This is a genomic window from Cytobacillus sp. Hz8 (assembly GCF_042263505.1).
Taxonomy (GTDB): Bacteria; Bacillota; Bacilli; order Bacillales; family Cytobacillaceae; genus Bacillus_BE.
Map to the genome: position 1 here is coordinate 1 of NZ_JBHKFI010000021.1, position 26,496 is coordinate 26,496.

At 38.8% G+C, this 26,496-nt stretch carries 28 protein-coding genes; 25 read left to right on the plus strand and 3 right to left on the minus strand.

Features of this window, described 5'->3' with window-relative positions; all coding sequences use genetic code 11:
- Positions 1 to 1,053 precede the first annotated feature (1,053 nt).
- From ACE38V_RS19385 to ACE38V_RS19400, 4 genes are all read left to right on the plus strand, one after another.
- Positions 1,054 to 1,854, plus strand: a complete 801-nt coding sequence (locus tag ACE38V_RS19385; RefSeq protein ID WP_375843870.1) for an ABC transporter permease — start codon at positions 1,054 to 1,056, stop codon at positions 1,852 to 1,854.
- Positions 1,855 to 1,867: 13 nt separating this feature from the next.
- A complete protein-coding gene (gene tagH, locus ACE38V_RS19390; RefSeq protein WP_375843872.1) occupies positions 1,868 to 2,677 on the plus strand; it encodes a teichoic acids export ABC transporter ATP-binding subunit TagH in 810 nt (269 codons plus the stop codon).
- 179 nt (positions 2,678 to 2,856) lie between these two features.
- A complete protein-coding gene (locus ACE38V_RS19395; RefSeq protein ID WP_375843874.1) occupies positions 2,857 to 3,579 on the plus strand; it encodes a WecB/TagA/CpsF family glycosyltransferase in 723 nt (240 codons plus the stop codon).
- A 235-nt stretch (positions 3,580 to 3,814) separates the two neighbouring features.
- The gene (locus ACE38V_RS19400) at positions 3,815 to 4,876 is read left to right on the plus strand and encodes a glycosyltransferase family 4 protein (protein ID WP_375843877.1); all 1,062 of its coding nucleotides are present in this window, start codon (positions 3,815 to 3,817) and stop codon (positions 4,874 to 4,876) included.
- A gap of 398 nt (positions 4,877 to 5,274) precedes the next feature.
- On the opposite strand, the gene ACE38V_RS19405 is transcribed toward ACE38V_RS19400, so the two are convergent.
- Positions 5,275 to 6,369, minus strand: coding sequence for an LCP family protein (locus ACE38V_RS19405; protein ID WP_375843879.1), 1,095 nt, complete (start codon positions 6,367 to 6,369; stop codon positions 5,275 to 5,277).
- A gap of 150 nt (positions 6,370 to 6,519) precedes the next feature.
- Positions 6,520 to 7,152 carry a YigZ family protein gene (locus ACE38V_RS19410; protein ID WP_375843881.1) on the minus strand — a complete coding sequence of 211 codons (633 nt, stop codon included), beginning with the start codon at positions 7,150 to 7,152 and terminating at the stop codon, positions 6,520 to 6,522.
- A 519-nt stretch (positions 7,153 to 7,671) separates the two neighbouring features.
- Here ACE38V_RS19410 and ACE38V_RS19415 point away from each other — a divergent pair.
- From ACE38V_RS19415 to ACE38V_RS19515, 21 genes are all read left to right on the plus strand, one after another.
- Positions 7,672 to 8,820: a sensor histidine kinase gene (locus ACE38V_RS19415; RefSeq protein ID WP_375843882.1), complete on the plus strand. Its 1,149-nt coding sequence runs from the start codon at positions 7,672 to 7,674 to the stop codon at positions 8,818 to 8,820.
- Positions 8,821 to 8,845: 25 nt separating this feature from the next.
- Positions 8,846 to 9,532, plus strand: coding sequence for a response regulator (locus ACE38V_RS19420; RefSeq protein ID WP_483863921.1), 687 nt, complete (start codon positions 8,846 to 8,848; stop codon positions 9,530 to 9,532).
- A gap of 317 nt (positions 9,533 to 9,849) precedes the next feature.
- Positions 9,850 to 9,993: a sporulation histidine kinase inhibitor Sda gene (gene sda, locus ACE38V_RS19425; RefSeq protein ID WP_375843884.1), complete on the plus strand. Its 144-nt coding sequence runs from the start codon at positions 9,850 to 9,852 to the stop codon at positions 9,991 to 9,993.
- 569 nt (positions 9,994 to 10,562) lie between these two features.
- Positions 10,563 to 10,799, plus strand: coding sequence for a hypothetical protein (locus ACE38V_RS19430; RefSeq protein ID WP_375843886.1), 237 nt, complete (start codon positions 10,563 to 10,565; stop codon positions 10,797 to 10,799).
- A 95-nt stretch (positions 10,800 to 10,894) separates the two neighbouring features.
- A complete protein-coding gene (locus tag ACE38V_RS19435) occupies positions 10,895 to 11,737 on the plus strand; it encodes a DegV family protein (protein ID WP_375843889.1) in 843 nt (280 codons plus the stop codon).
- Positions 11,738 to 11,771: 34 nt separating this feature from the next.
- Positions 11,772 to 13,208, plus strand: coding sequence for an ATP-dependent helicase ComFA (locus ACE38V_RS19440; RefSeq protein WP_375843891.1), 1,437 nt, complete (start codon positions 11,772 to 11,774; stop codon positions 13,206 to 13,208).
- Positions 13,208 to 13,930, plus strand: a complete 723-nt coding sequence (locus ACE38V_RS19445; RefSeq protein ID WP_375843893.1) for a ComFC family protein — start codon at positions 13,208 to 13,210, stop codon at positions 13,928 to 13,930. Before ACE38V_RS19440 ends, ACE38V_RS19445 begins: the two co-directional genes overlap by 1 nt.
- 96 nt (positions 13,931 to 14,026) lie before the next feature.
- Positions 14,027 to 14,428, plus strand: coding sequence for a TIGR03826 family flagellar region protein (locus ACE38V_RS19450; protein WP_375843895.1), 402 nt, complete (start codon positions 14,027 to 14,029; stop codon positions 14,426 to 14,428).
- 167 nt (positions 14,429 to 14,595) lie between these two features.
- Positions 14,596 to 14,862, plus strand: a complete 267-nt coding sequence (gene flgM, locus ACE38V_RS19455) for a flagellar biosynthesis anti-sigma factor FlgM (protein ID WP_375843897.1) — start codon at positions 14,596 to 14,598, stop codon at positions 14,860 to 14,862.
- 17 nt (positions 14,863 to 14,879) lie between these two features.
- Positions 14,880 to 15,362, plus strand: coding sequence for a flagellar protein FlgN (locus tag ACE38V_RS19460; RefSeq protein WP_375843899.1), 483 nt, complete (start codon positions 14,880 to 14,882; stop codon positions 15,360 to 15,362).
- A 14-nt stretch (positions 15,363 to 15,376) separates the two neighbouring features.
- Positions 15,377 to 16,963: a flagellar hook-associated protein FlgK gene (gene flgK, locus ACE38V_RS19465; protein ID WP_375843901.1), complete on the plus strand. Its 1,587-nt coding sequence runs from the start codon at positions 15,377 to 15,379 to the stop codon at positions 16,961 to 16,963.
- Between the two features lie 15 nt (positions 16,964 to 16,978).
- The gene (gene flgL, locus ACE38V_RS19470) at positions 16,979 to 17,878 is read left to right on the plus strand and encodes a flagellar hook-associated protein FlgL (protein ID WP_375843904.1); all 900 of its coding nucleotides are present in this window, start codon (positions 16,979 to 16,981) and stop codon (positions 17,876 to 17,878) included.
- Positions 17,879 to 17,924: 46 nt separating this feature from the next.
- Positions 17,925 to 18,494 (plus strand): DUF6470 family protein, encoded by a 570-nt coding sequence (locus ACE38V_RS19475; RefSeq protein ID WP_375843907.1) that lies wholly within the window; start codon positions 17,925 to 17,927, stop codon positions 18,492 to 18,494.
- A gap of 16 nt (positions 18,495 to 18,510) precedes the next feature.
- Complete coding sequence (fliW, locus tag ACE38V_RS19480) at positions 18,511 to 18,957, plus strand: flagellar assembly protein FliW (RefSeq protein ID WP_375843909.1); 447 nt, start codon at positions 18,511 to 18,513, stop codon at positions 18,955 to 18,957.
- Between the two features lie 3 nt (positions 18,958 to 18,960).
- Complete coding sequence (gene csrA / locus ACE38V_RS19485; protein WP_375843911.1) at positions 18,961 to 19,179, plus strand: carbon storage regulator CsrA; 219 nt, start codon at positions 18,961 to 18,963, stop codon at positions 19,177 to 19,179.
- Between the two features lie 221 nt (positions 19,180 to 19,400).
- Positions 19,401 to 21,008, plus strand: a complete 1,608-nt coding sequence (locus ACE38V_RS19490; RefSeq protein WP_375843913.1) for a flagellin N-terminal helical domain-containing protein — start codon at positions 19,401 to 19,403, stop codon at positions 21,006 to 21,008.
- A gap of 284 nt (positions 21,009 to 21,292) precedes the next feature.
- Entirely contained in the window at positions 21,293 to 21,664 is a 372-nt protein-coding gene (gene flaG / locus ACE38V_RS19495) for a flagellar protein FlaG (RefSeq protein ID WP_375843915.1), read from the plus strand.
- Positions 21,665 to 21,688: 24 nt separating this feature from the next.
- On the plus strand, positions 21,689 to 23,812 hold the full coding sequence (gene fliD / locus ACE38V_RS19500; protein ID WP_375843997.1) for a flagellar filament capping protein FliD: 2,124 nt from the start codon (positions 21,689 to 21,691) through the stop codon (positions 23,810 to 23,812).
- A gap of 30 nt (positions 23,813 to 23,842) precedes the next feature.
- Positions 23,843 to 24,244, plus strand: a complete 402-nt coding sequence (gene fliS / locus ACE38V_RS19505; RefSeq protein ID WP_375843917.1) for a flagellar export chaperone FliS — start codon at positions 23,843 to 23,845, stop codon at positions 24,242 to 24,244.
- Positions 24,244 to 24,597 carry a flagellar protein FliT gene (gene fliT / locus ACE38V_RS19510; RefSeq protein WP_375843918.1) on the plus strand — a complete coding sequence of 118 codons (354 nt, stop codon included), beginning with the start codon at positions 24,244 to 24,246 and terminating at the stop codon, positions 24,595 to 24,597. The genes fliS and fliT overlap by 1 nt, the downstream gene beginning before the upstream one ends.
- 79 nt (positions 24,598 to 24,676) lie before the next feature.
- The gene (locus tag ACE38V_RS19515; protein ID WP_375843920.1) at positions 24,677 to 25,057 is read left to right on the plus strand and encodes a DUF8042 domain-containing protein; all 381 of its coding nucleotides are present in this window, start codon (positions 24,677 to 24,679) and stop codon (positions 25,055 to 25,057) included.
- 78 nt (positions 25,058 to 25,135) lie between these two features.
- Here the strand turns inward: ACE38V_RS19515 and ACE38V_RS19520 are convergent, their stop codons facing one another.
- Positions 25,136 to 26,203, minus strand: a complete 1,068-nt coding sequence (locus ACE38V_RS19520) for an HD-GYP domain-containing protein (protein WP_375843922.1) — start codon at positions 26,201 to 26,203, stop codon at positions 25,136 to 25,138.
- Positions 26,204 to 26,496 lie beyond the last annotated feature (293 nt).

Genomic DNA, 26,496 nt, shown 5'->3' on the forward strand with positions numbered 1-26,496 from the left:
TTGAGGTATATTAGTGTTAGACATAAGACAAAGTCTCCTCTCATTAAGGTTCTGGACAAACCGAGAGTACTTTGTCTTCTTTTTTTTGTCTATGATTTTTCTTACACAAACTATTTTACGTCATCAATAAGAGAGAAGCGGAGGTTGAGATGCAGAAAAAAGCCGCGAATAAAAAAGAAAAATCGCGAGCAAATGTCGTTTTTCGCGAATAAAGCAAAATTATCGCGAATAAAAAGAAAATATCGCGAACAAAAAAGAAGTAGAAGCAAATAAAAATAAGAGTCGCGAATAAAGTAGATGAAATCGCGAACAAAATAAGAAAGTCGCGAATAAAGTAGACGAAATCGCGAATAAAATAGGAAAGTCGCGAACAAAGTGGACATTATCGCGAATAAAAATTGATTATCGCGAATAAGAGAGAAGCGGAGGTTGAGAGGCAGAAAAAAGCCGCGAATAAAAAAGAAAAATCGCGAGCAAATGGCGTTTTTCGCGAATAAAGCAAAATTATCGCGAATAAAGCAAAATTATCGCGAATAAAAAGAAAATATCGCGAACAAAAAAGAAGTAGAAGCAAATAAAAATAAGAGTCGCGAATAAAGTAGATGAAATCGCGAATAAAATAAGAGTCGCGAATAAAATAGACGAAATCGCGAATAAAATAAGAAAGTCGCGAACAAAGTGGACATTATCGCGAATAAAATTCAATTTTCGCGAACAACCTCACTTTTTAAACAAAATTCAAATGACCTACCCCTCATATCAAACACAAAATCTCCTATCGAAACGCCCCACACGCAAACTCAGCGCCCAACCCCAACCAAAGAGAATAACAAATTCCAACTGAATCCTGATTCCAAACCGCAATCCTCGGCAATAATGGAGATAAAAGCACATCGCTGCCAAGAGGGAGATGCTCATTTTCTTCTTATTGTTTATGAAAGTTACATCGTTTGGGTAGTTGTATCAGCATGGACTATTCCGTATAATATCATTATGGCAAAATACGCATATTTGTTTGCTGTATTATTTTAACTTGGAAGGATCCTTTTTATAATGAGCTTTATTTTTACGGTAATTAAGGAACAAATTCAAAACTTCTACTTAATTAGGAGACTATCCTTATATGAACTGAAAACGAGCAATAATAATAATTATCTCGGAATGCTTTGGGAAATATTAAATCCGGGAATCCAGATTGCGATTTATTGGTTTGTGTTTGGATATGTAAGTAATCGAAAAGACGTGGATCATATTCATTATTTTCCTTGGATGTTAGCAGGGATTGTTCTTTGGTTTTTTGTTAATCCAGCGATTACTCAGGGGTCTAAGTCGATTTATTCGCGTTTGAAGATGTTGTCTAAAATGAATTTTCCGATGAGCGTTATCCCAAGTTATGTGATTTTTTCAAAGCTATACCCGCATATGATGCTGCTTGTAGTGGTGTCCATTTTAATTCAGCTGTGGGGATATCCAATTAGTATTTATTACGTCCAATTGCCCTATTTCTTAGTTGCGACGGTCATCTTTTTATTTGCTCTGGCGTTGATTACTTCGACGTTAACGACCATTGTGCGTGATTTTCAAAATGTCGTGACATCGATTATGAGGGTCTTATTATATTTAACTCCCATTCTTTGGGCATCTGATCGCCTTCCGCATTGGCTGCAATTGGTGATGAAGGCAAATCCTTTGTACTATTTAGTACAAGGCTATCGGGCCTCTCTCCTTGGGACAAGTTGGTTTATTAGTGATTGGATTTACACCCTTTATTTTTGGTGTGCTATATTTGTCTTATTATTTATCGGTTCTGTGCTTCATGTGAAGTTTAGAAGACACTTTATCGATTATCTATAATGGAAGTGATTAAGTGGAAAAGTCTGTCATCGTTAAAAATTTAACGAAAAAATATAAATTGTATTCGAAAGCGAGAGAAAAGCTGCTTGATATCTTTTTGCCTAAAAGCTATGGCGAGGACTTCTATGCTTTAAAAAATGTTAGCTTTGAAGTTGATGAAGGGGATGTCATTGGCTTTTTAGGAATTAATGGTTCCGGGAAATCGACACTTTCGAATATTATAGCAGGGATTGTGCCGGAAACGAGCGGGAGTGTTGAAACAAAAGGGCAGCCTTCCCTCATTTCTGTTTCGGCTGGATTGAATAATCAACTAACAGGCCGGGAAAATATTGAATTAAAATGTTTGATGCTTGGCTTTAATAAACAGCAAATCCGTGAGCTCGAGCCGGATATTATTGATTTTTCCGAGCTAGGGAAATTCATTGATCAGCCGGTTAAATCGTATTCCAGCGGGATGAAGTCGAGATTGGGATTTTCAATCTCCGTCCACACGGATCCGGATATTTTAATCATTGACGAGGCTTTGTCCGTTGGAGATAAGGCATTTGCTGATAAATGCTTGGATAAGATGAATGAATTTAAGGATCGTGGCAAGACGATGTTTTTTGTCAGCCATTCCATTGGACAAATGAAAAAATTCTGTGATAAAGCGATTTGGTTGGAATTTGGCCAATTAAAAATGTATGGCGATATTAATGAAGTGATTCCGGCTTATGAAAAATTCCTTAAGGATTATAAGGGAATGACCGATAAAGAAAAGAAAAGATATCGTGAAGAAGCCAACAAGCGTCGCGCTACCCTTGATGCAGCTACTGCTATGTAACGAAGGGCAAGCGAAACGGTTAATTTTAAAAAAATAGGTAAAGCTACTAATAATTGCTTTCTTTTTACCTTGTCGAGCTGACAGGGTTTTTTTTCACTTTCTTTTTTCGCAAGAATTCGGTTAAATAGAGATGATGGAAAATATTATAGCGGAATTTTTGAGAAGTTGAGGACATAATCATGAAAACAGTGGATATTCTAGGGATACCTTTTGTTTCAACAAGCTTTCAGCAAATGGCATCGTTACTTTCGCAAAAAATTGAGAAAAAGGAAAAAACATTTATCGTAACCGCTAACCCGGAAATTGTTATGTATACTCAAGAGGATGCGGAGTACGAAAAGTATGTCCAGCTGGCCAATTATGTGGTGCCGGATGGAAATGGAATTTTATTAGCGGGCAAAATTTTACATACGCCTTTAGAGGAACGTATTACCGGCTATGATTTAACGGTAGAATTACTGACAAAAGGAAATCAGTGCGGCTGGAAACTCTATCTTCTTGGAGGAAGGGAAGAGGTTAATCAGAAGGCGGTCGCGAATATAAAAAAAACATATCCAAACATTGAGGTCGTTGGGCATCACAATGGCTTTTTTGACTGGAAGGATGATGCGATTCAAACGGAAATTTTGCATACAAAACCTGATTTGGTGTTAGTTGCCTTAGGGATGCCAAAACAGGAAAAATGGATTGCTGAAAACATTGCAAACTTTTCTCAAGGGATCTTTATTGGTGTTGGCGGTTCGATTGACGTATTGGCAGGAGAGGTAAAAAGAGCACCACTCTTTTGGCAACGGTTAAAAATCGAATGGCTGTACCGTCTCCTGAAGCAGCCTTCACGTTGGCGGAGAATGCTTGCACTGCCAAGATTTGTCATCAAAGTATTTAAACATCGATTTGGATAAAAAAATGTAACCTATTTACTCAAAATCTCGTCTAATCTGTTAGGGTTGTAAAGGATAACGGGATATGTGAGAATCGTCGAATCGCGCGGTTATCGTAAAAAATTATCCGTTCAACTCGAAAAATATGTGATATAATATTTTCGATATGGACGACTTATTTAGCCGTATTAAAATGAAATGCCTGTTTATGAAATAGGATTAAAAGGGCATTCTATTGATAAGGGAGGGTCAGGCATTGTTCTACGTGACCTTAATATTATGTTTCCTATGCTCTATCGTTATTACTCCATTTGTGAAAAAACTGGCGTTTAAAATTGGAGCAATGGATCGACCTAACCAAAGAAAAGTTCATCATAAGATTATGCCCCGACTAGGTGGCCTTGCGATATATATCAGCTTTATGCTGGGAATGCTGTTAATCGATACATCCAAATCCGTACACATTCCATTATTAGTAGGAAGTTTTGTCATTATTGTGGCAGGCATCCTGGATGATGTCTTTGAGCTTTCAGCAAGAGTGAAGTTGATGTTCCAAATTGTTGCGGCTCTCATTGTTATTTTATGGGGCGGTGCTGAGGTTTCTTTCATTAATCTTCCTTTTGGCGGACGAGTTGATTTCGGTTTCTTTACGATTCCAGTGACTCTACTCTGGATTGTGGGCGTAACCAATGCGATCAATTTAATTGATGGGTTGGATGGACTGGCAGCAGGTGTTTCATCGATTGCCTTAATTACGATCTCTGGAATGGCGATTTTGATGGGAAATACGTATGTGATTGCGATTTCCTCCATCGTTCTTGTGAGCACATTGGGCTTTCTTTTCTACAATTTCTACCCGGCAAAGATTTTTATGGGAGATACGGGAGCCTTGTTCTTAGGGTATATGATTTCCGTGATGTCGTTACTTGGATTTAAGAACGTCACTTTGATTTCCTTTATTGTACCGGTGCTCATTTTGGGTGTGCCAATTTCAGATACGTTTTTTGCCATTCTCCGTCGTTTTCTTAATAAACAGCCGTTATCGGCACCGGATAAATCCCATTTGCACCATTGCTTATTAAAAGCAGGATTTACCCACAGACAAACGGTATTAATTATTTATGCGATTGCTGCGTTCTTTGGTTTGAGTGCATTAATTTTCTCCCAAGCGAAAATTTGGGGCTCTATATTATTAATAGTCGTTATCCTCTTGCTCATCGAAATCTTTGTCGAGGCGATCGGCTTAGTTGGGAAAGACTATCGACCATTATTAAAAATGATTCGGGGAATCAAAATTTCTCCTGCGAAAAATAGATAAGTTTACAGAAGAAATCTCTCTTGTGCGATGTGTGCGAGAGGGATTTTTTTTGTTGGACTTGGATTAGAGTTTCACAAACAGTTTGTATAAGACACAATGAGCAGATTTTTTGGTTAACCTATAAAAGGATTGTGCTGCTTCGTATAAACAAAATCGGCGGCTTCATAAAAGAAGAGGTGTGATACCCTTACTGAAAATAGGATTTGGAAGCATGTAAACACATATTGCGGATGACTAGTTTAACTAAGATAGGATATATGAAAGAATCCGTAATAACTACCCATTTAGCTCTAAAAAAAGTGCAATGCAATCAATTCAGTACAACAACAGTTCTAAGAGAATCAAAAAACCCCAACAAAAAAGGCCAGCCCCTCAAGGTTAGCCTTTCATTATTCATCTCAATTTGAACCAGAATCCGTCACGCCTGCTGCGGAATCGGTGTTATTGCTGCCAACGGTTGTTCCGTCACTACCGGTTGTGCCGACGTCTGTTTGACTGCTATCACTGGAATCGGCTAAACCAAGCTGTGTTTTTAAGGTTGCTTTGATTTCGCTTAGATTTGCTTCATCCAATTGGTAATAGTAGATATTGTTGACGCCATTGCTTAAATATAAGTCGCTTCCTTTTAAAGTGAGAGACTGGATATCAAGGTTTGGACCAGCCGCAGCATAATTAAAGAAAGATTTCATTTGGTCGAATGTTAAGTCGGTTTCCATGTTTTTGCCGACTGCTTTCATTAAATCAGAGTATTTGGTAAATGATTTTGCGGAAAGGGCTTTGTTCATAATGGCTTCTAAGATTTCCTGTTGGCGTTTTCCACGTTCGATATCATTGTCATAATGTCTTGTTCTAGCTAAGGCCAAGGCTTGTTCGCCGTTTAACTGCTGCATGCCTTTTTGTAGGGTAATAGCCCCTTGCTGGTCATTAGAATTTTGCTCTGTTAAGGTATAAGGAACATCAGCTTTAATTCCGCCAAGGGCATCTACGATATCTACAAAGGCTTCGAAATTCACTTTTACATAATAATCCACAGGAACATCAAGGAATCCTTCAACGGTCTCGATTGTTGAGGCCACTCCGCCATTCGCATGGGCGTGTGTGATTTTATCTTGCTTTCCTTCACTTGGAATATAAACATATGAATCTCTTGGAATACTTAATAGTTTGACAGATTTAGCTTTTTGATTGAAAGTGGCAAGCAGAAGGGCATCAGAGCGTGCGCCATTTTGTCCGCGGGTCATGCTTGCATCCACACCGATAAAAAGGATGGAAACATTATCAACCTTTGGTGTAACATCTTCCATTCTTTTTGCAGAAGTGCGATCAACAGGTTTGTAAGAATCATTCACTACTTCTTTAGCTTGATTGTATAAATAGGCTCCATAAGTAGTTGCGCCGAGGGCTAGTACGAGAATTGGAGTGAGAATCCAGGCGATCAACCGCTTTTTCTTTTTCTTCTTTTTTTGTTTTTGTAAGGAACGTCTATCTGGCATAGGGTATCTCCTTTATTATGAAATCAAATGAATATTTTGACCTAATGTCGGGTTTTGTCAAAAAGGGACAAAAATACTAAGAATATTTTATTACGATTAATGAATTAAGTAAAATATATTTTTTAAGGATAATAGATTTTTTAGAGAATTTTACAAATCTTCTTCTAAATACAGGAGTTCTCCTTCAAGCAGCTCACATTGTCCATTGGTTAATTCAATCATCCAGTCGCAAAACCGGGAGACTTTATTTTCGTCGACAAAGGCCTCGATTTCTACCTTATCCAGGTAGTGGATTTCTTTAATCGTATATTCAGAGGACCTGAGTTCATTTTCAAGCTTACCAAGCCAAGGATAATCAATTTTCGTATGCATAATCTTCATTAATTTGCACTCTACGATACCGGTTGCTTCAATGCCTTCAGATGCCGATTTGCCGTATGCGCGAATTAAACCGCCTGCGCCTAGCTTAATCCCTCCAAAGTACCTTGTCACGACAACGACTGTGTCTTTCAGCTTCTTTTTTTTCAATACCTCTAGAATCGGAACTCCGGCTGTTCCACTTGGTTCCCCATCGTCATTGGCCTTTTGAATTTGGTCGTTCTCTCCAATTAAATAGGCGGAGCAGTTATGGGTGGCATCCCAATGCTTCTTTTTGATGGAGAGAATAAATTGCTGTGCTTCTTCTTCAGTCACTGCCCGATTGATATGAGCGATAAATCGAGATTTTTGGATGACAATTTCATGATCACCCAGACCTTTTACAGTATGGTAACGGGGCAGCATGCAAAGGCTCCTTTCAATTTTGCGTCCTGAATCTACTTTACTTCCCGTTGGCGGCTTTTATAGTCCTACCATTCAAGTATTCAGACTGCTAGTTTATTGATTATCTAAATCGATAACTTCCTTTAATAAACAGCCTATAAATTTAATTAGACATATTTCATTATAATTCGACGAAGTCCTCACATCAAATTTTCGCAAAAATGAAAGGAAATTTTAATATTTGTAATCTAAATTTTCCTCTATGATAGAGTGTATTGATTCACTTTCTTTTCATTCTAATCGCTTTTTTGGAATATTTTTTCTCTTTTTCTCTCCTAGGGCATTTTTTTGAATATTTTAACGAGAAGTTTGATATAGTAAGGGGTAACTAGATGAAAAATAGGAGTTTTGGCTTAGTTATTCTGATTTAGGCTATGTCTTTTTACCGAATTTTCCGTTTTGTGGTGGAAATTTTATAAATATGCTTTACATTCAAGTTAGAATATTAATTAATGAGTAAACATCTCTAGGGGAATGGGTATGAAAAGGAAAAAGATTGATACAAAGGCACTCGATCATATTTTAGAAAATATGATTGATACGGTAGGAACCAGCAAAGATGAAATTTTTCGCATTGGAGAAGAATGCCGACAAAACTATGAATCATTCGCTGATGAGCTAAAGGAAGTTCGAATGAGGGTAAGTCAGGTCATTGATGAAGGTGACGAGCTGGAAGTTAAAACACGATTTGCGCGAAAACGTCTCTCTGAGGTGAGTATGCATTTTAAGGATTTCTCAGAGGAAGAGGTTCGGAATGCATATGAGTATGCGCATAAGCTGCAAATGGAATTAATGGTTCTCCGCTTGCGCGAGAAGGAATTGCGTGAGCGTCGCGATGAAATTGAACGACAGTTGTCTGGACTCAATGAAACAATTGTCAGGGCAGAGCATCTGGTCTCACAAATTTCCGTTGTCATGAATTATTTAACGAGTGATTTGAAGGAAATGTCCCAAGCATTAGAAGATGCAAAGCAAATTCAAGATTTTGGCTTGAAAATTATTGAAGCACAAGAGGAAGAGCGAAGAAAGCTATCCCGTGAAATTCATGATGGACCAGCCCAAATGATGGCAAACGTGATGATGCGTTCCGATTTAATTGAAAGGATCTTTAAAGAACGAGGGACAGATGAGGCTATCAAGGAAATCAAAAATGTTAAAAAGATGGTGCGAAATGCCTTATATGAGGTGCGGAGAATTATATATGATTTGCGTCCAATGGCACTTGATGATTTAGGATTAATTCCAACCCTCAAAAAATACCTACAAACAATCGAAGAATATCATGAGAAAACAAAAATATCCTTTCAAAATGTGGGAAAAGAAAGGCGCTTGCCTGCAAAATATGAGGTTGCCCTTTTCCGATTAATACAAGAATCTGTTCAGAACGCACTTAAGCACGCAAATGCAAGCGAGATCAAAGTGAAAATTGAAATTACGAAGAACGGAATCACCTCTATCATTAGGGATGATGGCAAAGGTTTTAATAAAAAACAAAAGAATTCGAATTCATTTGGGCTAATCGGTATGAGAGAGAGAGTAGAAATACTGGGAGGCGAATTGTCTATTGATTCAAAAATAGGCGCAGGAACGGTTGTGCTCATTCAAGTTCCGTTAACAGCTAATAAGTGATGGAAGGAATACGGAGGAGAAAGATATGATAACAAAAATAGCAATTATCGATGACCACCAATTATTTAGAGAAGGTGTCAAACGTATATTGGAATTTGAAAATTCCTTTGAGATTGTAGCTGAAGGCGATGATGGCAATGAGGCAGTGGAACTCGTTGAAAAGTTTAGACCAGATGTCGTCTTAATGGATATCAATATGCCGAATACAAATGGTGTGGAAGCAACCCGCCTTTTAATAGAAGAATATCCTGAAACAAAGGTCATCATCCTTTCGATTCATGATGATGAAAATTATGTCACACATGCCCTAAAATCAGGGGCAAGCGGCTATTTACTCAAGGAAATGGATGCGGATGCTTTAATTGAAGCAGTGAAGGTTGTCGCAGAGGGTGGATCTTATCTTCATCCAAGAGTCACTCATAATTTGGTGAAGGAATATCGCCGTCTCGCTGAAAATGAATCAAGTGGTGGCATTGGCTATAAGCAAAAGGTCGAAATTCGTCGTCCTCTTCACTTATTAACCCGTCGCGAATGTGAGGTTCTTCAGCTTTTAGCAGACGGAAAAAGCAATCGTGGGATTGGGGAAGCCTTATTTATCAGTGAAAAAACCGTTAAAAACCATGTCAGCAATATCCTGCAAAAAATGAATGTCAATGACCGGACACAAGCGGTTGTTGTGGCGATTAAAAATGGCTGGGTGGAAGTACGATAAATGATCTGAATGATGAAACACGCTGAAGGGAGTAGGCGTGTTTTTTTTGATTGTAAAAGGAATCCCCGTGAAAGACCAGATATAAATATGTACCAGCTTTAAAAAGCAGGTTTTTTAACAGATGCCCAATATTCACGAATATCCTTCTATTTTCCTATTAGGCTCATAGCTCCATTCCTCAAAATCACCCTGATTTAATTTGAATAAATAATGACAATAGCCTGATTGCTCTTTTATGTGCGACCAAAAAATAGTATAAAAGTAATATAATGTAAATTACTATTGGGTGAGTCACTGAATAGGTCGGGGTGATAAAAATGTCAGGTTTATGTATTTTGACGGATGAGGAACTTTTGCACGCGTATTTCAAGGCAACAGAATTTCAATTAGAAAGGTCATTTTTAGAAATCTTGAGGGGCGAAATTGATAAGAGGGGCATCGATGTTTCAAATGCCGTTTAATTTTGTAGGTGATTGACTGCCGGTGTACATCAAAGCATTTACTTATTTTTCCTTTAAGAGATATCCTTAATGCAATTTCGGCGGATTTCATATAAAATGGATGATAACTATCATTTTAGGAGAAGGTTCTTTTCTTTGGATTGGGTGTTTTTGGAATAAAATTAACAGAGAGTTATTCGGACAGAAATCGTGGATTTTGAAGCAAATGAGTCCGAAAGCGGGGTCTAATTGGACAGGAAAAGCGGAAAATGAAGCAAAAGAGTCCAAAAGAGGGGTCTATTTGGACAGGAAAAGTGGAAAATGAAGCAAAAGAGTCCAAAAGAGGGCTCTAATTGGACAGGAAAAGCGGAAAATGAAGCAAAAGAGTCCAAAAGCAGGGTCTATTTGGACAGGAAAAGTGGAAAATGGAGTAAATGAGTCCAAAACAGGGCTCTAATTGGACAGGAAAAGCGGAAAATGAAGCAAAAGAGTCCAAAAGAGGAGTCTAATTGGACAGAAAAAGCGGAAAATGAAGCAAAAGAGTCCAAAAGAGGGGTCTATTTGGACAGGAAAAGTGGAAAATGGAGTAAATGAGTCCAAAAGAGGGCTCTAATTGGACAGGAAAAGCGGAAATTGGAGCAAATGAGTCCGAAACAGCCTCCGATTCGGACAGGACCGTGTATTTTGATGCAACCGAGTCTGAAATAAGGTTCAATTTCGGACAGCAAACCCGAATTCCAAAGCAAACAAATCCAAAGCAGACAATTCCGAAACAAAAGTCTATTCACACACCATGGATAATCCCCAAAACCATCAACTCCGAATAAGAAGCCTTACGGTGAAGAGCATAAAAGACCGATTAAAGAATACATTCATTTTTGCAAAATCAGCGAAAGTAATAGAATAAGGAAGGTAAATGATAATGAAAACGGCAGTTGTTACGGATAGTACGGCCTACATACCGAAAGAAATACGAGATCAATATGATATACATATGATTCCACTAATCGTCGCCTTTGGTACGGAAACTTATCAGGAGGAAGTGGATATCAGCGCAGCAGAATTCTTTGAAAAAGTCCGGCATCAGGAGCTGCCGACAACCTCACAGCCTCCTGTTGGAAAGTTTGCGGAGCTGTTTGAGGCGCTCGCCAAAGACTATGACGCGGTGGTGTGCATCCACTTATCGAGCGGAATCAGCGGTACGTATCAAGGCGCCATCACGGCTGGGCAAATGGTTGAAAACTTGGACGTTTATGCCTACGATACGGAAATCAGCTGTATGGTGCAAGGATTCTATGTGATTGAAGCTGCAAAAATGGCAAAGGAAAAAATGCCTCCAGAAAAAATCATCGAGAAACTAGATAGACTAAAAAAATCTGTCCATGCCTATTTCATGGTCGACGATTTATCCCATTTACAACGCGGCGGCCGCCTCACAAGTGCACAAGCTATTATCGGAAGCCTCCTTAAAGTAAAACCTCTGCTTCACTTTGAACATAAGGTCATCGTTCCATTTGAAAAGATTCGAACGAAGAAAAAAGCGATGAATCGCATTGTTGATTTATTAACAGAAGCTACAAAAAGCGGCGAACTCTATCAAGCCGTCATCATCCATGCCAATCGCGAAGAGGATGCAAAAGAGTGGAAAGCAGAGCTCGAGCGTCTTTTACCACATGTGGAATTTTCCATCGGCTATTTTGGAGCTGTCATTGGTACTCATCTTGGTGAGGGAGCCATGGGGCTCGGCTGGATGAAAAAAGAATGAGCTAACTACAAGACGCTACTCAAATCGATAAGGAATGGGTGGCGTTTTTTCTATCAAAAAAGGAGTTGAGAGTTTGAAAACAGAAAATCATATTTGTGACTACAACCAAGACCTGCAAAAAATGCTTATAGGCAAGCAGCTTTTAAAAGTAGATCTCCCTTACTCAGAAACTGAAATTCTCCATCATGAAGCTCACGGCTATCTTCAATTTCGAACAGGAATCCTTCAAGAAAAAAATCATTTTCGCTGTCTTCGCTGCAATAATCAAGATCCTCAACTTTTTGCCACCTACCCATGCTCCCGCTGTCAAAAGGAATGTGTCTATTGCCGAAAATGCATCATGATGGGAAGGGTGAGCACCTGCACCTCACTTATAAGTTGGAATGGACCTGAGCCCGCCGATCTCATTTATAACCCCAGCCTTGAATGGACAGGTACCCTTTCACACGGACAGGGCCTGGCATCCAATCGGGTGGTAGAAGCAATCCAGCAAAACAAGGAAATCCTTGTTTGGGCCGTATGTGGCGCTGGCAAAACAGAGGTGCTATTTGCGGGAATCCACGAAGCATTAGCAAATGGGAAACGAGTTTGTATCGCCACTCCGAGAACGGATGTGGTACTCGAACTCACTCCGCGATTGAAAAAAGTATTCCCCCATATTCCGGTAGCTTCCCTTTATGGTGGCAGTGAGGATCGCCATTTGTACGCTCCCCTCACCATTTCGACCACGCATCAGCTCCTGCGCTTTTTTCAAGCCTTTGACACAATCATTATTGATGAGGTCGATGCCTTTCCTTTTACGATGGATGAAACCTTACAATATGCTGTGCAACAGGCACGTAAACCGACCTCCTCCTGCATCTTCCTAACTGCAACTCCCAACGAAAAATGGCAGCAAGAATGCCGGCAACAGAAGCGAAACTATGTGACGATTCCGGCACGCTACCACCGATACCCTCTTCCCGTTCCGCAATTTTCCTGGTGTGGCAACTGGGAGAAGCTCCTCAAAAAGAAAAAACTTCCGGCAAATGTGCTGAAATGGATTAACGAGCGTTTAAACCAGCAAAAGCCAATGCTTCTATTTGCTCCGAAAATTGCCAAGATGGAGCACATTCTTCCTATTCTCCAAAATCTTCATCCAAAAATAGAATCCGTCCATGCAGAGGACCCGGATCGTAAGAAAAAAGTTCAAGACATGCGCGATAAAGAAATACCGCTTCTGTTAACGACAACGATTTTGGAAAGAGGAGTTACCTTTCCAAATCTTGATGTGGCCGTTTTAGGGGCGGAAGATCGCATTTTTACCGAGAGTGCTTTGGTGCAAATTACCGGCCGTGTTGGCCGCAGTGCTGAGTTTCCGAAGGGAGACATTACCTTTTTTCATTATGGAAAAACAAAAGCGATGGTGAAAGCCAAGCGACAAATTGAAAAAATGAATCTGGAAGCAAAGGAAGGGGGGCTGATCGATTAATGACCATTTTTGAAAGGGACCAATGTCTTTTGTGCCATAAGAAGATGGAGCCGAAAATTGGTTGGAGGCAGCTTTTTTCAAAGGAAAAGAAGCGCTATCTCTGCCAGGATTGCGAGGACCAGCTTGACTTGATTACTGGAGAAACATGTCGGCTTTGCCATCGCCCATTTGCGTATTTGGAAGGGCAATATCGTAAAGCTGACCTCTGTCTCGATTGTGTGCGCTGGGAGCAGGATGAGCAATGGAACGGCTGCCTGAAACAAAACATTTCGCTTTTTTCCTATAATGATTTTTTAAAGGAAACGATTGCCCGGTTTAAATTCCGTGGAGATTATGTGATAGCAAAAGCGTTCTCCCCTCTTTTTCGGGAAAAAATAAAGTTGCTGCCATATGACTTGCTTGTACCAATTCCGTTAAGTGAAGAGCGACTCTTAGAAAGAGGGTTTAATCAAGCCAAGGCACTTGTGCGCGAAGCGGGTTATTCTTCCTGCGAATTCCTTGAAAGAACCCATTCAGAAAAGCAATCAAAAAAATCTCGTTTAGAGCGGATTGAGTTTGCTCAGGTATTTCGAGTAAAGGAAAGCTCAGGTGGGATTGCAGGGAAAAACATTTTGTTAATTGATGATATTTATACGACGGGGTCGACACTGTATCATGCGGCGAAGGCATTGAAGGAGGCGGGAGCTGAGAGTGTGATGTCTTTGACTTTGGCGCGTGGGTAGTCTTGTTTCCTAAAAATTTTTAACACTTTTTTCATTTCCATGGCTTCTTTTTCACGATATAATAAAAAATAATGTCGAATGAAGGAGATTCAGATAATGGGGGAACTTGAGAACTGTCCGAAATGCGGCAAATTATTTATGAAAACGAAGCTTCGTGATTTGTGCCAGGATTGCTGGAAGGAAGAAGAAGCGGCATTTGAAGCCGTCTACCGATTTATGCGAAAACGGGAAAACAGAGCAGCAACGATTCCGCAAATTGAAAAAGCAACAAGCGTTGAGGAGGAGCTCATCCTCAAATTTATCAAAAGCGGACGCCTTCAAGTGACACATTTCCCGAATCTGGGCTATCCTTGTGATCGCTGTGGTAAGATTATTCAAAGGGGAAAGCTCTGTGAAAGCTGCGCTGGTGAGCTGAAGAATGACTTGGAAATCTATAATGCGGATGCTGAACGAAAAAAGCAATTAAATCGGACAACATATTATTCGAATAAAGAATAGGGAACAAAAGGGTGGATCTAAATAAGTTGGTCGACCCTTTTTCTTTCGTTTTTAGTCCAATAGAACGAAAAATAAGTTCATCGATAAATTTTTATTAAAGTTTTCCTCGCTTTTATCCGATAATAGAAGTATAGAGGATTGCACGGAAAGAAAGTGAGGGATGAATCATGAAGATTAACAACTTAGGAGCGTCAGGAATTAATCCTTATCAACGCCAGATGAACAAGTTCGATGCCACAAATAAAGCAGCTCATCAGGCAACGGATAAAATTGAAATTTCTTCTGCAGCAAAAGAAATGCAGCATGTGTCGCAAATCTCTGCTCAACGCCAAGCGCGCGTAGAAGAACTGAAGAATCAGGTACAAAGTGGCTCTTATGAAGTGAAACCGGCAGATATCGCGGGAAGCATGATTGACTTTTTCACTAACAAATAAAAAGGAGAGGGATGAAAATGTCCGCCGAAAAATTACTTTCTTCTATGGAAAAATTATATAAGCTTCACAAAAGTCTTTACGAGATTGCCGTAAAAAAGACTGACGTGATCAAAAAAGGTGACATGGACGCCCTCAACCAAATTTTAAAGGATGAGCAAAAGCATGTCGCTGCGATTCAAATGTTTGAAAAAGAACGGCAGCAAGCGGCTGCAAGTCTTGTTCCTGAAAAAGAAAATCCAACCGTTACAGATTGCTACGTCCTAATCGGTGAAATAGAGCAATTCCGCTTAGCTGAACTAGCCAATAATTTATCTGAGCTTGTATTTGAATTAAAAGAGCAAAACTTTTTAAATCAGCAATTGATTCATCAATCCTTACAATTTGTTAATGTTTCATTAAATTTATTAAATCCGCAGCCGGATGCGATAAACTATGGTCCGCCTGCCGGAAGCCAAAAGAAAGAAAAAAACACTCAAGGAATGTTTAATTCAAGAGTTTAACAGGAGGAACCAGCATGCGTTCAACCTTTATGGGATTAGAAATTGCACGACGCGGGATGTTTACTCAACAGAGCGGTTTATATACAACCGGACAAAATATTTCGAATGCGAATACACCTGGGTATTCCAGACAACGGGTGAATTTCATTCAGACGACTCCTTATCCATCAATCGGAATGGATCGGGTGCAAATCCCCGGGCAAATGGGAACAGGGGTGGAAGGCGGCTCTGTTCAGCGGATTCGCGAAGGCTTCCTCGATCTTCAGTACCGAGTCGAAAACAATAAGGTCGGATATTACGGCTCATTAAGTGAATCCCTTTCAAAAATGGAAGGGATTATGAATGAGCCATCTGACAGTGGTTTGCAAACCGTACTCGATAAATTTTGGAGTGCCCTGCAAACCGTAGCAAGCAATACGGAAAACTCAGGTGCCCGCGATGTTGTCGCTTCAACCGGACAAATGGTCGCTGATACTTTGAATTATTACTACAATTCAATTACGCGAGTTCAAAACGATATCGGAACCGAAATCAATGTGGATGTGCAAAATATCAATGCACTAGTTTCGCAGATTGATAGCTTAAATAAACAAATCGCAGAGGTCGAGCCACATGGCTATTTGCCAAATGACCTTTATGATCAACGGGACTTATTAGTTGATAATCTTTCAAAACTCGTCAATATTAAGGTCACAAATGTCGTCCCTGTCAATTACGGGAATGCGAAGGATATCGCTGAAGGTCTCTATAATATTGAAATCGTCCAACAGGATGGCACGTCCTATAATCCACCACAAAATTTAGTGAGTGTTTCAAGAGGCTCTGGAATCATTGGGACTAATAAATTGGAATTAGTGGATATCGACACCGACCCAAATACGATTAACGGACCGATTCAGCAAATTAAAATTGGTGGTAAAGCGCTAAGCGGCTTTAGCATTGGCGGGGAACTTGGCGGGTTAATTCAGGCTTATGGGTATCAGGAGGATGGCGTAACGAAAGGCGATTATCCTGAGATGATTGATAATCTGAATAAGATGACGAAGGCTTTTGTGGATGAGTTTAATGCCATTCATAGAGAAGGCTATGCATTAAATGCGACAGAAAAATCAAATGAAGATTTCTTTGTGTTTGATCCAAGTGTTCTCAACACAACTACTGGTAACTATGCTCAGGCTGTCAAAGTATCAGATGTGATTAAAAATGATCCATCGAAGTTTGCTGCCGGTGTCGATAATGGAAATTCAGGTAACAATAAGAATGCCCAATTACTTGCGGATTTAAGAACAAAGAATTTTTCAGACTACAGTGATCCAACTGTAAAAGATAAATTATCCGGAAACCTAGATTCCTTCTATTCCGGGCTTATCGGAAAACTGGGTGTCAACTCTCAAAGTGCTGCAAAGGATGCAAGCAACTCACAAATTTTGGCGGCTTCTGTTGATGAAAATCGGCAATCGGTCAGTGCGGTGTCAATTGATGAAGAATTAACAAATATGATCAAATTCCAACAAGCGTATAATGCCAGCGCAAGGACGATTACAGTAATTGATGAAATGCTCGATAAAATTATCAATGGGATGGGAACCGTTGGTAGATAGGAAGGTGATTAATACATGCGCGTAACTCAATCAATGCTTTCGAATCAAATGCTGCGAAATTTGAGCAGCAATTACGAAACAATGGCCAAACTTCAGGAGCAAGTTTCTTCGAATAAAAAATTTAGCAAACCATCAGATGACCCAGTCGCTGCGATGAGGGCAATGGGATATCGAAGTGAATTGAATCAAATTGATCAGTATGGACAGAATATCGGTGAAGTGCAGAGCTGGTTGGATAGCACAGATGATGCAATTAGTCAGGGTATCGATGTTTTGCAGCGTATTAGGGATCTAACTGTCGAAGCAAGTAATGGATCGATGACGGTAGATGAAAGAACAGATGCTGCTCAAGAGATTGAACAATTGAAGGAACAACTCATTAATATTGGTGATACTCAAGTGGGTGGGAAATATATTTTTAATGGGACAAAGACAAATGTTCGTCCATCAACTGATCCAACATCAGGCGAAGCAGTATACCCACCGCAATACGATGATGGAACGGTATCAATTGAAATTTTTTCAGGAATTAAGTTGCCAGTAAATACGAGTGGAAAAAGTCTATTTTCAGATGATAAAGGAAATAACCTATTTCAAGATCTAGACACCTTTATTGCTGACTTAAAAAATAATAACTCTGCGGGTATTCAATCTTTTTTAGGAAAAATCGATCCCCATATTGATCGATTCCTTGCGCAACAAGCAAATGTTGGGGCGAGAACAAATCGGTTAGAATTGATGGAAGACCGCATTTCTCAACAGGAAGTATTTACAACTGATCAAATGTCAAAAAATGAAGACATTGATTTTGCTGAGGTCATGACGCAATTCTCATCAGCTGAAAGTGTATTCAGAGCAGCACTTGGTGTTGGTTCTAAGGTCATTCAGCCAACGTTATTGGACTTTTTAAGATAGGCTATCTTTTCTAAGATAGCCTTTTTCTTTAAGAGAGGTGATTCTGATGAAGCTTGCACAAATTCGCTTACAATCCACTCCGATGAAAATCGGGCTACATATTCAGCAACCGAAGCAGTCTATTGAGCAGCCGCACGCCATTCAATCCATTCAGCAGCCACAGGCGAAGCTCGAAATAGAGACAATACCTGGGAGACTTAATATTGATCAAACAAAGGCGTGGGAGGATATGGATTTAAAGCCTATCTCCAAGCGGGTAGAGGAGGCGGCACAATATGGCTATGAGGATTTCTTGAAGGGTGTGGCAAGAAGAGCTGAAGAGGGCGCAGAATTAATGGCGATTGAAAATAAAGGAAATCCGATTGCGGATCAAGCAAAAAGAAACAGCGAAAAAACAAGAGAATTTACTATTGGCTGGATACCGAGCTATTTTAGTGTAAAAATAAATTATGAACCAGCAAAGGTTAATATTAAGGTTGAACCACAAAAGCCAATCATTGATGCAAAAATTCAAAGGCCAATTCATAATTATGAGCAAGGAAAAGTGGATGTAAGTGTCGAGCAATGGAATTCATTAAAAATCGACTTTACTAATCTTTTCGACGATTCTATATAGAAGGTGATAAGAGGTAATGGACATTCGGACGAAATATTTTGGGGCAATTCGTATAAAAAATGAAGAAATCGTCCATTTTGAAGGTGGAATACCTGGATTTTTAAATGAACAGCAATTTTGTATTTTACCGATGGAGGGCACTCCTTTTTTTGTGTTGCAATCGGTAAAGGACGAAAATATTGCATTCGTCTTAGCAGATCCATTTTTACACGATCCTAATTACCATTTTGATTTGGACGATGACGTCAAAGAAAAGCTAGAGATAGCAGAACCAAAGGATGTAGCCGTTTTTGCAATATTAACTGTTCATGAGCCATTAACTGACACCACTGCAAATTTTCAAGCACCTATCGTGATCAATCAAACGAAAAAATTAGGAAAACAAATTATTCTCCAGGACAAACAATTAAAACTGCGAACAAAAATCTTTCAAGCCAACCTTCCTAACGGGATGGAGGGATAAACCATGCTGATTTTATCGAGAAAAAAGAACGAATCCATCATGATTGGAAAAGACATCGAAATCACCGTTGTGGAAGTCGATGGTGACCAAGTCAAAATCGGAATTCAAGCACCGGGATCTGTTGATATTTTTCGAAAGGAGATTTATTTGTCAATTCAGGAGGAAAATAGTATGGCGGTGAAGTTGAATGGGGATGCGTTGAAGAAGTTGTTTAAGAAGTAATTGATATTGGGTGTGCTCAGATTCATGATTTGATTAAAGGACCTGAACGACAGGTTCCGGTCCTTTGCTATTATTAGGAAATAAAAATTTATGTAGAAAACTATAAAACTATCGGAGATCCTGTCGATATAAAAAATAGAGCATGACAATGGTCGGCCGACGTTGTTGGCTCTAAAAATATACCACATGGATGTGGGGAAGATTTCAAGGAGGAAGTTTACATGATTATTAATCACAATATTGCGGCTCTTAACACGTACCGTCAATTAAACAATGCAAACAATGCACAATCAAAATCAATGGAAAAATTATCTTCAGGGCTTCGCATTAATAGCGCAGCTGATGATGCTGCAGGACTTGCAATCTCTGAAAAAATGCGCGCACAAGTTCGTGGTTTGGATCAAGCTTCATCAAATGCTCAAGATGGTATTTCAATGATTCAAACTGCAGAAGGTGCATTAAGTGAAACTCAATCTATCCTTCAACGTATGCGTGAATTAGCAACACAAGCTTCTAACGATACAAATACTACAGAAGATCGTGGCGAAATTCAGAAAGAAATGAATCAATTGACTTCTGAAATCAATCGTATTGGTAATACGACTGAATTTAATACTCAAAAGTTGCTTAAAGGTCAAACTCCAACTGGTGCAATTACTGTAAGTGCAACACAAGCTGGTGTAGGTGCAGGAGTTACACCTGCAGTGGCTTCTACTTTAGATTTACAAGGATTAACATTTGAAGCAAAAACTGCTGGTGTAGCAGGCGACAATATTCAAATAGAATTTGCAGATCCTGGAGCTAATAGTGCAGCATTGGGTATTGTTGTATCTGGTAATAAAATTACAGTTAATTTAGCAACTGATGGAGCAGGCGCCATTACAAGTACAGCAGATGAAATTAAGGCAGCTTTAAATGGTGATACAGACACAATGGGATTATTAAATGCTGTAACTGGTGGAGGGACTACTGCGGTAACTGCTAATGCTGTAACTAATTTAGCTGGCGGTGCTGACCAAACAACAAGCAGTGGTACAAAAGGATCATCTACTATTAGCATTGATACAAATTTAGCAGCTGGGGAAAAAATAGAAATAAATGGTAAGAGTTATACTGCAGTAGCTGCAGGTACAACAGCATCTGCTGGGCAATTTGTTGTTGGAGCAGATACAACTGAAACAGCTACCAATTTGTTAGCTGCAATTAAATCAGCTGATAACACAGTTGATACTTCTTCTTCATCTTCAACTAATGTTATTACATTGGTACAAGCAACTCCAACAACTGATGCTACACCATTTGAAGCGGAAGTTAAAAGTGATTTCAATGCTTCCCTTCAAATTGGAGCAAATACTGGACAAAGCTTTGAAATTGAAATTGGCGATATGCGTTCTGCAGCATTACAGATTAGTAGTCCTAATCAGGCTACTGCAAAAACTGTAACAGTTGATGGAAAAACATATAATGTAGCTTGGAATGCAAATCAAGATGTAACAAATGGAACGGATAGTACTGGTGCTGAATATGCATTAGACGTTTCTAATCATGATAACGCTACAGCATCAATTAAAGTTTTAGATGATGCTATTAACTCAGTTTCAGCAGAACGTTCTAAATTAGGTGCATACCAAAACCGTTTAGACCATACAATCAACAACTTAGGTACATCTTCTGAGAACCTAACTGCTGCGGAATCTCGTATCCGTGACGTAGACATGGCGAAAGAAATGATGAATCAAACGAAGAGTTCTATTCTTGCACAAGCTGCGCAAGCAATGTTGGCACAAGCTAATCAACAACCGCAGGGCGTACTTCAATTATTACGTTAATAGAACATTCACAAAAGGCTTTAGGCTTAGTCCTAAAGCCTTTTTTTTATATCCTCAAGACCATTCTTTTTCATTCAAAAACATACATATAGATATAATTGGCTAATATTCCAACCTGATATCCTCTTGATATTGTAAATCCTTTTCCAATGCTTTGGATCTATTATGATCGTATTTTTGTCAGCCTTTATTATATAGAGAAATGAATATTGAATGATAATGCTCAAAATTTGATTTTATTTGTCGATATAACAATTAGGAGTGTTATCCGAGGAGGAATGGATATGATCAATCAATTAAGTACAAGCACTGTATCCCCTCAGCCTAGAATTACAGAAGCTCAATATAAACCAGAAGCATTACAAACAAAAACGGCACTAAATATATCAACAAACGATGTGAAAGAAGATTCGCAAGAACAAACGCAATTCCAACAGAAAAAAGTTCAAGAAGTCGTTAAAGGATTAAACGATTTTATTGAACCATCAAGGACCTCATTGAAATTCGAATATCATGAAAAACTAGATGAATATTATGTAAAATTAATAGATGAAAATACACATGAAGTCATTCGCGAGATTCCTTCCAAAAAAGTACTAGATATGTATGCGGCCATGAAAGAATTTCTTGGATTGATGGTGGATAAAAAAATATAAAGTAGGTGGAAAAATTTGAGTACGATGCGAATTAGTGGTTTAGCTAGTGGAATGGATATCGATTCCATGGTTTCACAATTAATGAAGGCACAAAGCATGGGCCTCGATAAATTAAAGCAAAAGAAACAAATATTAGAATGGCAGCGTGACGATTATCGTTCTATGAACACCTTACTTCTTGATTTTAGGTCTCAGTTAACGCAAATGAAGTTAACAACGAATTATCGCTCACGTCAAACGACCTCAACAAATGATGCTAGACTTACGGCTACTGCTAGCAGTGCAGCAAGTATATCTTCTTATACAATTTCAAATGTAACACAGCTTGCTAGTGCTGAAACAAGAGTAACTGATAATCCAATTTACAAATTAGGTTCTACTTTCGACGCTGCTAAAGGCATTTATGGACAAAATAGTAGCTTAAAGGATACGGACCCAAGTGTATGGAAAGTGGGTGCTATTTTAAGTAGTAGCGTTAATACTTCGAGTGATAATATGTCTGCTGATGGAAAAAGTATTACAATTGAAAATATGAAAAATGTTGATATAGATCAACTTCATTCTTTTAGTGTACAGGTAAATGGAATTGGATATAAGGTAGTCTCTCAAGAAGAAGTTGGTGCAAGACCTCTTGAAGATGATGAAGTCATTTTACAAGTAACTGATGATGGTAAGGGAACGTTGCAATTCGCTAATTCTATTGCTAAGGATAGTGCTGTAAAAATAGATTATGTTGCAGAAAATCGAACTGAAAGTAGTACATTAACAAAAGATACTATGGCCATGCAATTATCTCAAGGAGCAATTAATAGTATTACAGATGTTACCCTCAATGTTATCGACAAGGACGGTAAGGCAGTTGATACAAAAAAGTTTACTGTTGAAGGGACAGTATTGAAAGATGCTAATGGTAAAGAAGTTGGTACGGTTGCCATGGATACAGGGATAATCACCTTTAATAAAGATTTTCCTTTACCAGCTGAAGATGCTGATACGATATCAACCTTATCCGTTACCTATGATCACCAATATACGGACTTCTCCATGGATACTTCCACATCAAATGGAGAAAGGCATGCTAATTTTCTAATCTCTGGTTCTGAGTCTTTAAATAGTGTAATAAGTAAAATAAACAATTCCAGTGTTGGAGCAACCATGTTCTATGATTCATTTACAGGAAAATTTTCATTGACTCGGTCGGAAACAGGGAATTTTAATACGTCTAATCCAGATGGAAATGGCAATGATGCTAATGAAATGGCAACATCTGGCGACTTTATAAATAAATTGTTAGGATTTGATAATTCAGATATTACGGTAAAGGGTCAAAATGCAAAACTATCTATAAACGGTCTTGAAACAGAAAGAACCTCCAATACCTTTGAAATGAACGGAGTTACTTTTACTATTAAGCAAACATTCTCGGATCATGCTGAAAGCATTTCAATCAGCAATAATACGGATACTATTTTCAACAACATCAAGGATTTCGTCACAAAATACAATGACTTAATAGGAAAAATACAATCAAAAATCGATGAAGATCGGGACCGTGATTACGCTCCATTAACGGATGACCAGCGTGAACAGCTTTCAGATACACAACAAGAACAATGGGAAGACAAGGCAAAAAGTGGGCTGTTGAAAAATGATTCAACCCTATCATCTGTATTATATGGAATGCGTTCAAACTTCTCTCAATCGGTAATGAATGATAAAGTATCGTCTGTTTTTAATCAATTGTCAAAAATAGGAATTACCACAACTGCCAACTATCTTGAAGGTGGAAAGTTGGAGATTGATGAAGCTGCTCTAAAAAAAGCGATTGAAACCGATCCTGATTCTGTTGAAAATCTTTTTAGAGGCGACGGAGTAACTAGTGATCAAAAGGGTATTGTTCAACGCTTATATGATACAGTATCAAATACAATGGATACGCTAAAATTGAAGGCTGGGAACGCAAATTCAGTCAATGATACATTCACACTAGGGAAGCAGCTTGATAGCGTGGGTGATCAAATAGACGCTTTCGAGGATAAACTCACACAAATGGAAGATCGTTATTATAGCCAATTTACCGCCATGGAGCAAGCAATTCAACAGTTCAATTCACAGTCAGCATATTTGTCTAACTACTTTAGTAGTTAATTCCTGAAACAAAAAGGAGAGAAAAAATAAATGGCAATTAAGAATCCATATGAATCCTATCAACAAAATGCAGTTACGACGGCTTCACCCAGTGAATTAACTTTAATGTTATATAATGGATGCTTGAAATTTATTGGCCTAGCTCGTAAAGCAATCACTGAAAAAAATGTCGAACAAAAGAACGTTAATTTACAAAAAGCCCAAAATATCATTAGCGAACTAATGGTTACATTAAATATGGATATTGAGCTTTCAAAAAATATGATGAGCTTATACGATTTTGTCAATCGTCAGCTGATTGAGGCAAATACGAAAAATGATATTGCTGCACTTGATGAGGCAGCTGGCATTGTTACTGAATTTCGCGACACCTGGAAACAAGTCATTCAAATCAATCGCCAAAAGCAATTTGGCCAAGGTGGACAAATATAATGAATCCTGTTCAGCAGTTCTATCAATACACAAGTGAATTAATCGAAATTCTGGAAAAATCGGTACAACCAGAAGAACGTGATGGTAGAATTGAACGCGTCCAGCAGCTTCTCAATCTGCGTGAAACCACGATGAGGGAGATCAAAAAGCCGTTAAACCAAGAGGATCAAGCGATGATGCAAAAGATTTTTGCTTTAAATCAAAAATTGTCGAATCTCCTTGAAAAGCAAAAACGACAAATCCAGCTAGATATCAAAGGGTTAAAGCAGAAAAAAGTCTCAACGAATAAATACGTGAATCCCTATCAAAAACTATCCGCCTCTGATGGGATGTTTTATGATCGGAGAAAATAAGATGCCTGTCACCGCCTGGATTTTGTCAAATTCAGGCGGTGACAGGCATTCTATCCTACCAAGAAAATAGGTGAATCTTTTGACAAAATTAACCGAAGATCAATTTCAAATGATTGGTCAATATATAGACTTGCTTGATACCGTTGAAGAGGCCTTTTCCTATATCCTTAATAGTTATGAAAATATTGAACTTACGGCTGTCAATCAGCTAATTGGTGATATTTTTTCCGCCTTTCAGCAAATCAATAAAACGAATGAACAACTATTTGTTCTGTTAAAGGATAAATCGTCATTGGTAGACGATCTTCAAGCTTTTGCGCTTGTAGTGGAACAGGCTGAGAAGTTAGATGGAGTCTGGAATGAACCTAATGCGAAGCAAGCCGTCATTCGGGAGCAATTGTATCCTGCTTTTTCTGCATGGAAGGTTATGGTTCAGGGGCAGCTGCGGATGGTCAATTAGATTGAAGATATCACACGATTTTAGGATGACAAAAACCGACTGCTAAAGACTTGACAGTCGGTTTTTCCCATTTAAAAATTAATTCAACACACTCTCTTTCACATCTGCCTCTACAACCCCCGTTACCCGCAAAGACAAATCCTCCCGCAAATCAATATATTGTTCTCCAACTCTCACCAAAGGCTGATGCGGCTCACTTTCATGAATAAAAACAATCTCCGCTATTTCATTATTGCTGAGCCGAACCTGCTGATGCAGATGTTGCCTCATAATATACTCGACAAACGGAATCACGATCCCAGGGTTTAGATAATTTTTATGGGTCTGGTCAATGAGCTCATACACTCCATCAAAATGGGATTTCCTTTTTCCATAATTTCGTTTCATACTCATGGCGTTGAAACAGTCAGCGACGGAGACGATTTGAATAAGTAACGGAATTTCCTCTTGCTTCAGCTGTCGAGGATACCCGGTTCCGTTCAATCTTTCATGATGAGAAAGAGCCGCTTGAGGGATGAGAGGGTCCAACCTAGCAATGCTGGTTAAAAATGAATAGCCCAGTTCGGTATGCTTTTTCACCTGCTCAAACTCCTCTTTCGTGAGTGGACCTTCTTGTTCATATAATTCCTCATCGACTCTGAGCATGCCAATATCATGGAATAGCCCCATATCGGCAAGCAAGAAGCAATCATTTTGACTAAAGCGAAGTATTTTTCCAATGATGGCGGCAATAATTCCTGTGTTGACGCTATGCTGATATAAATATTCTTCCTTGCTGATTTCGGTCTGAATCACAGGAATAATGGCTAAGTCCTGCAGGGATAATTCAACGAGTAGCTTATATGTCCCTCTTATTTCGGAAAAATCAACATTTTCTCCATTCATGATGTGATGGAAGAGGTCCTTTATTTCTTCGAGGAAGGATTTATAAGGCTTGGCTGTACGGGATTTCTTCGGATCCACGGAGGGAACTGCTTGGTTTAAATCGATGGAGATTTTCTCGCCAAAACGGTAATTTTGCAGCAATAGAATATGAATTTCCTTTAAAATCGTACCTTTTTTTAAAAGTAAAATGCCTTGTTCAGAGTAGATATCTTCACCGAGTGCTTTGCCGACCAAATCAAGTGAAATTTGTGATTGTTCCATTTTTCTCTCTCCTCACTTAGGTTCAGAACCTGGACAATATTCATAACTTCGGACTTCATTTAAGGACGTCATTTTTCTCTCTATATCAATAATTCGACAAATCCTGTCATTTACCCTGCATCATTTCAAACTACTACTAATTTGTAAAATTTTTTACGAATGATATACGTTTGTAGCTAAGCGCAGAAGATGGCGGTCCAATTCGTCATTCACAGTTTCGACAAAATTATTCAATCTTTTTCCCTGTTTTAGCAGGAGTTTTATAGGTTAAAATAGAATGTATCTACATAGTC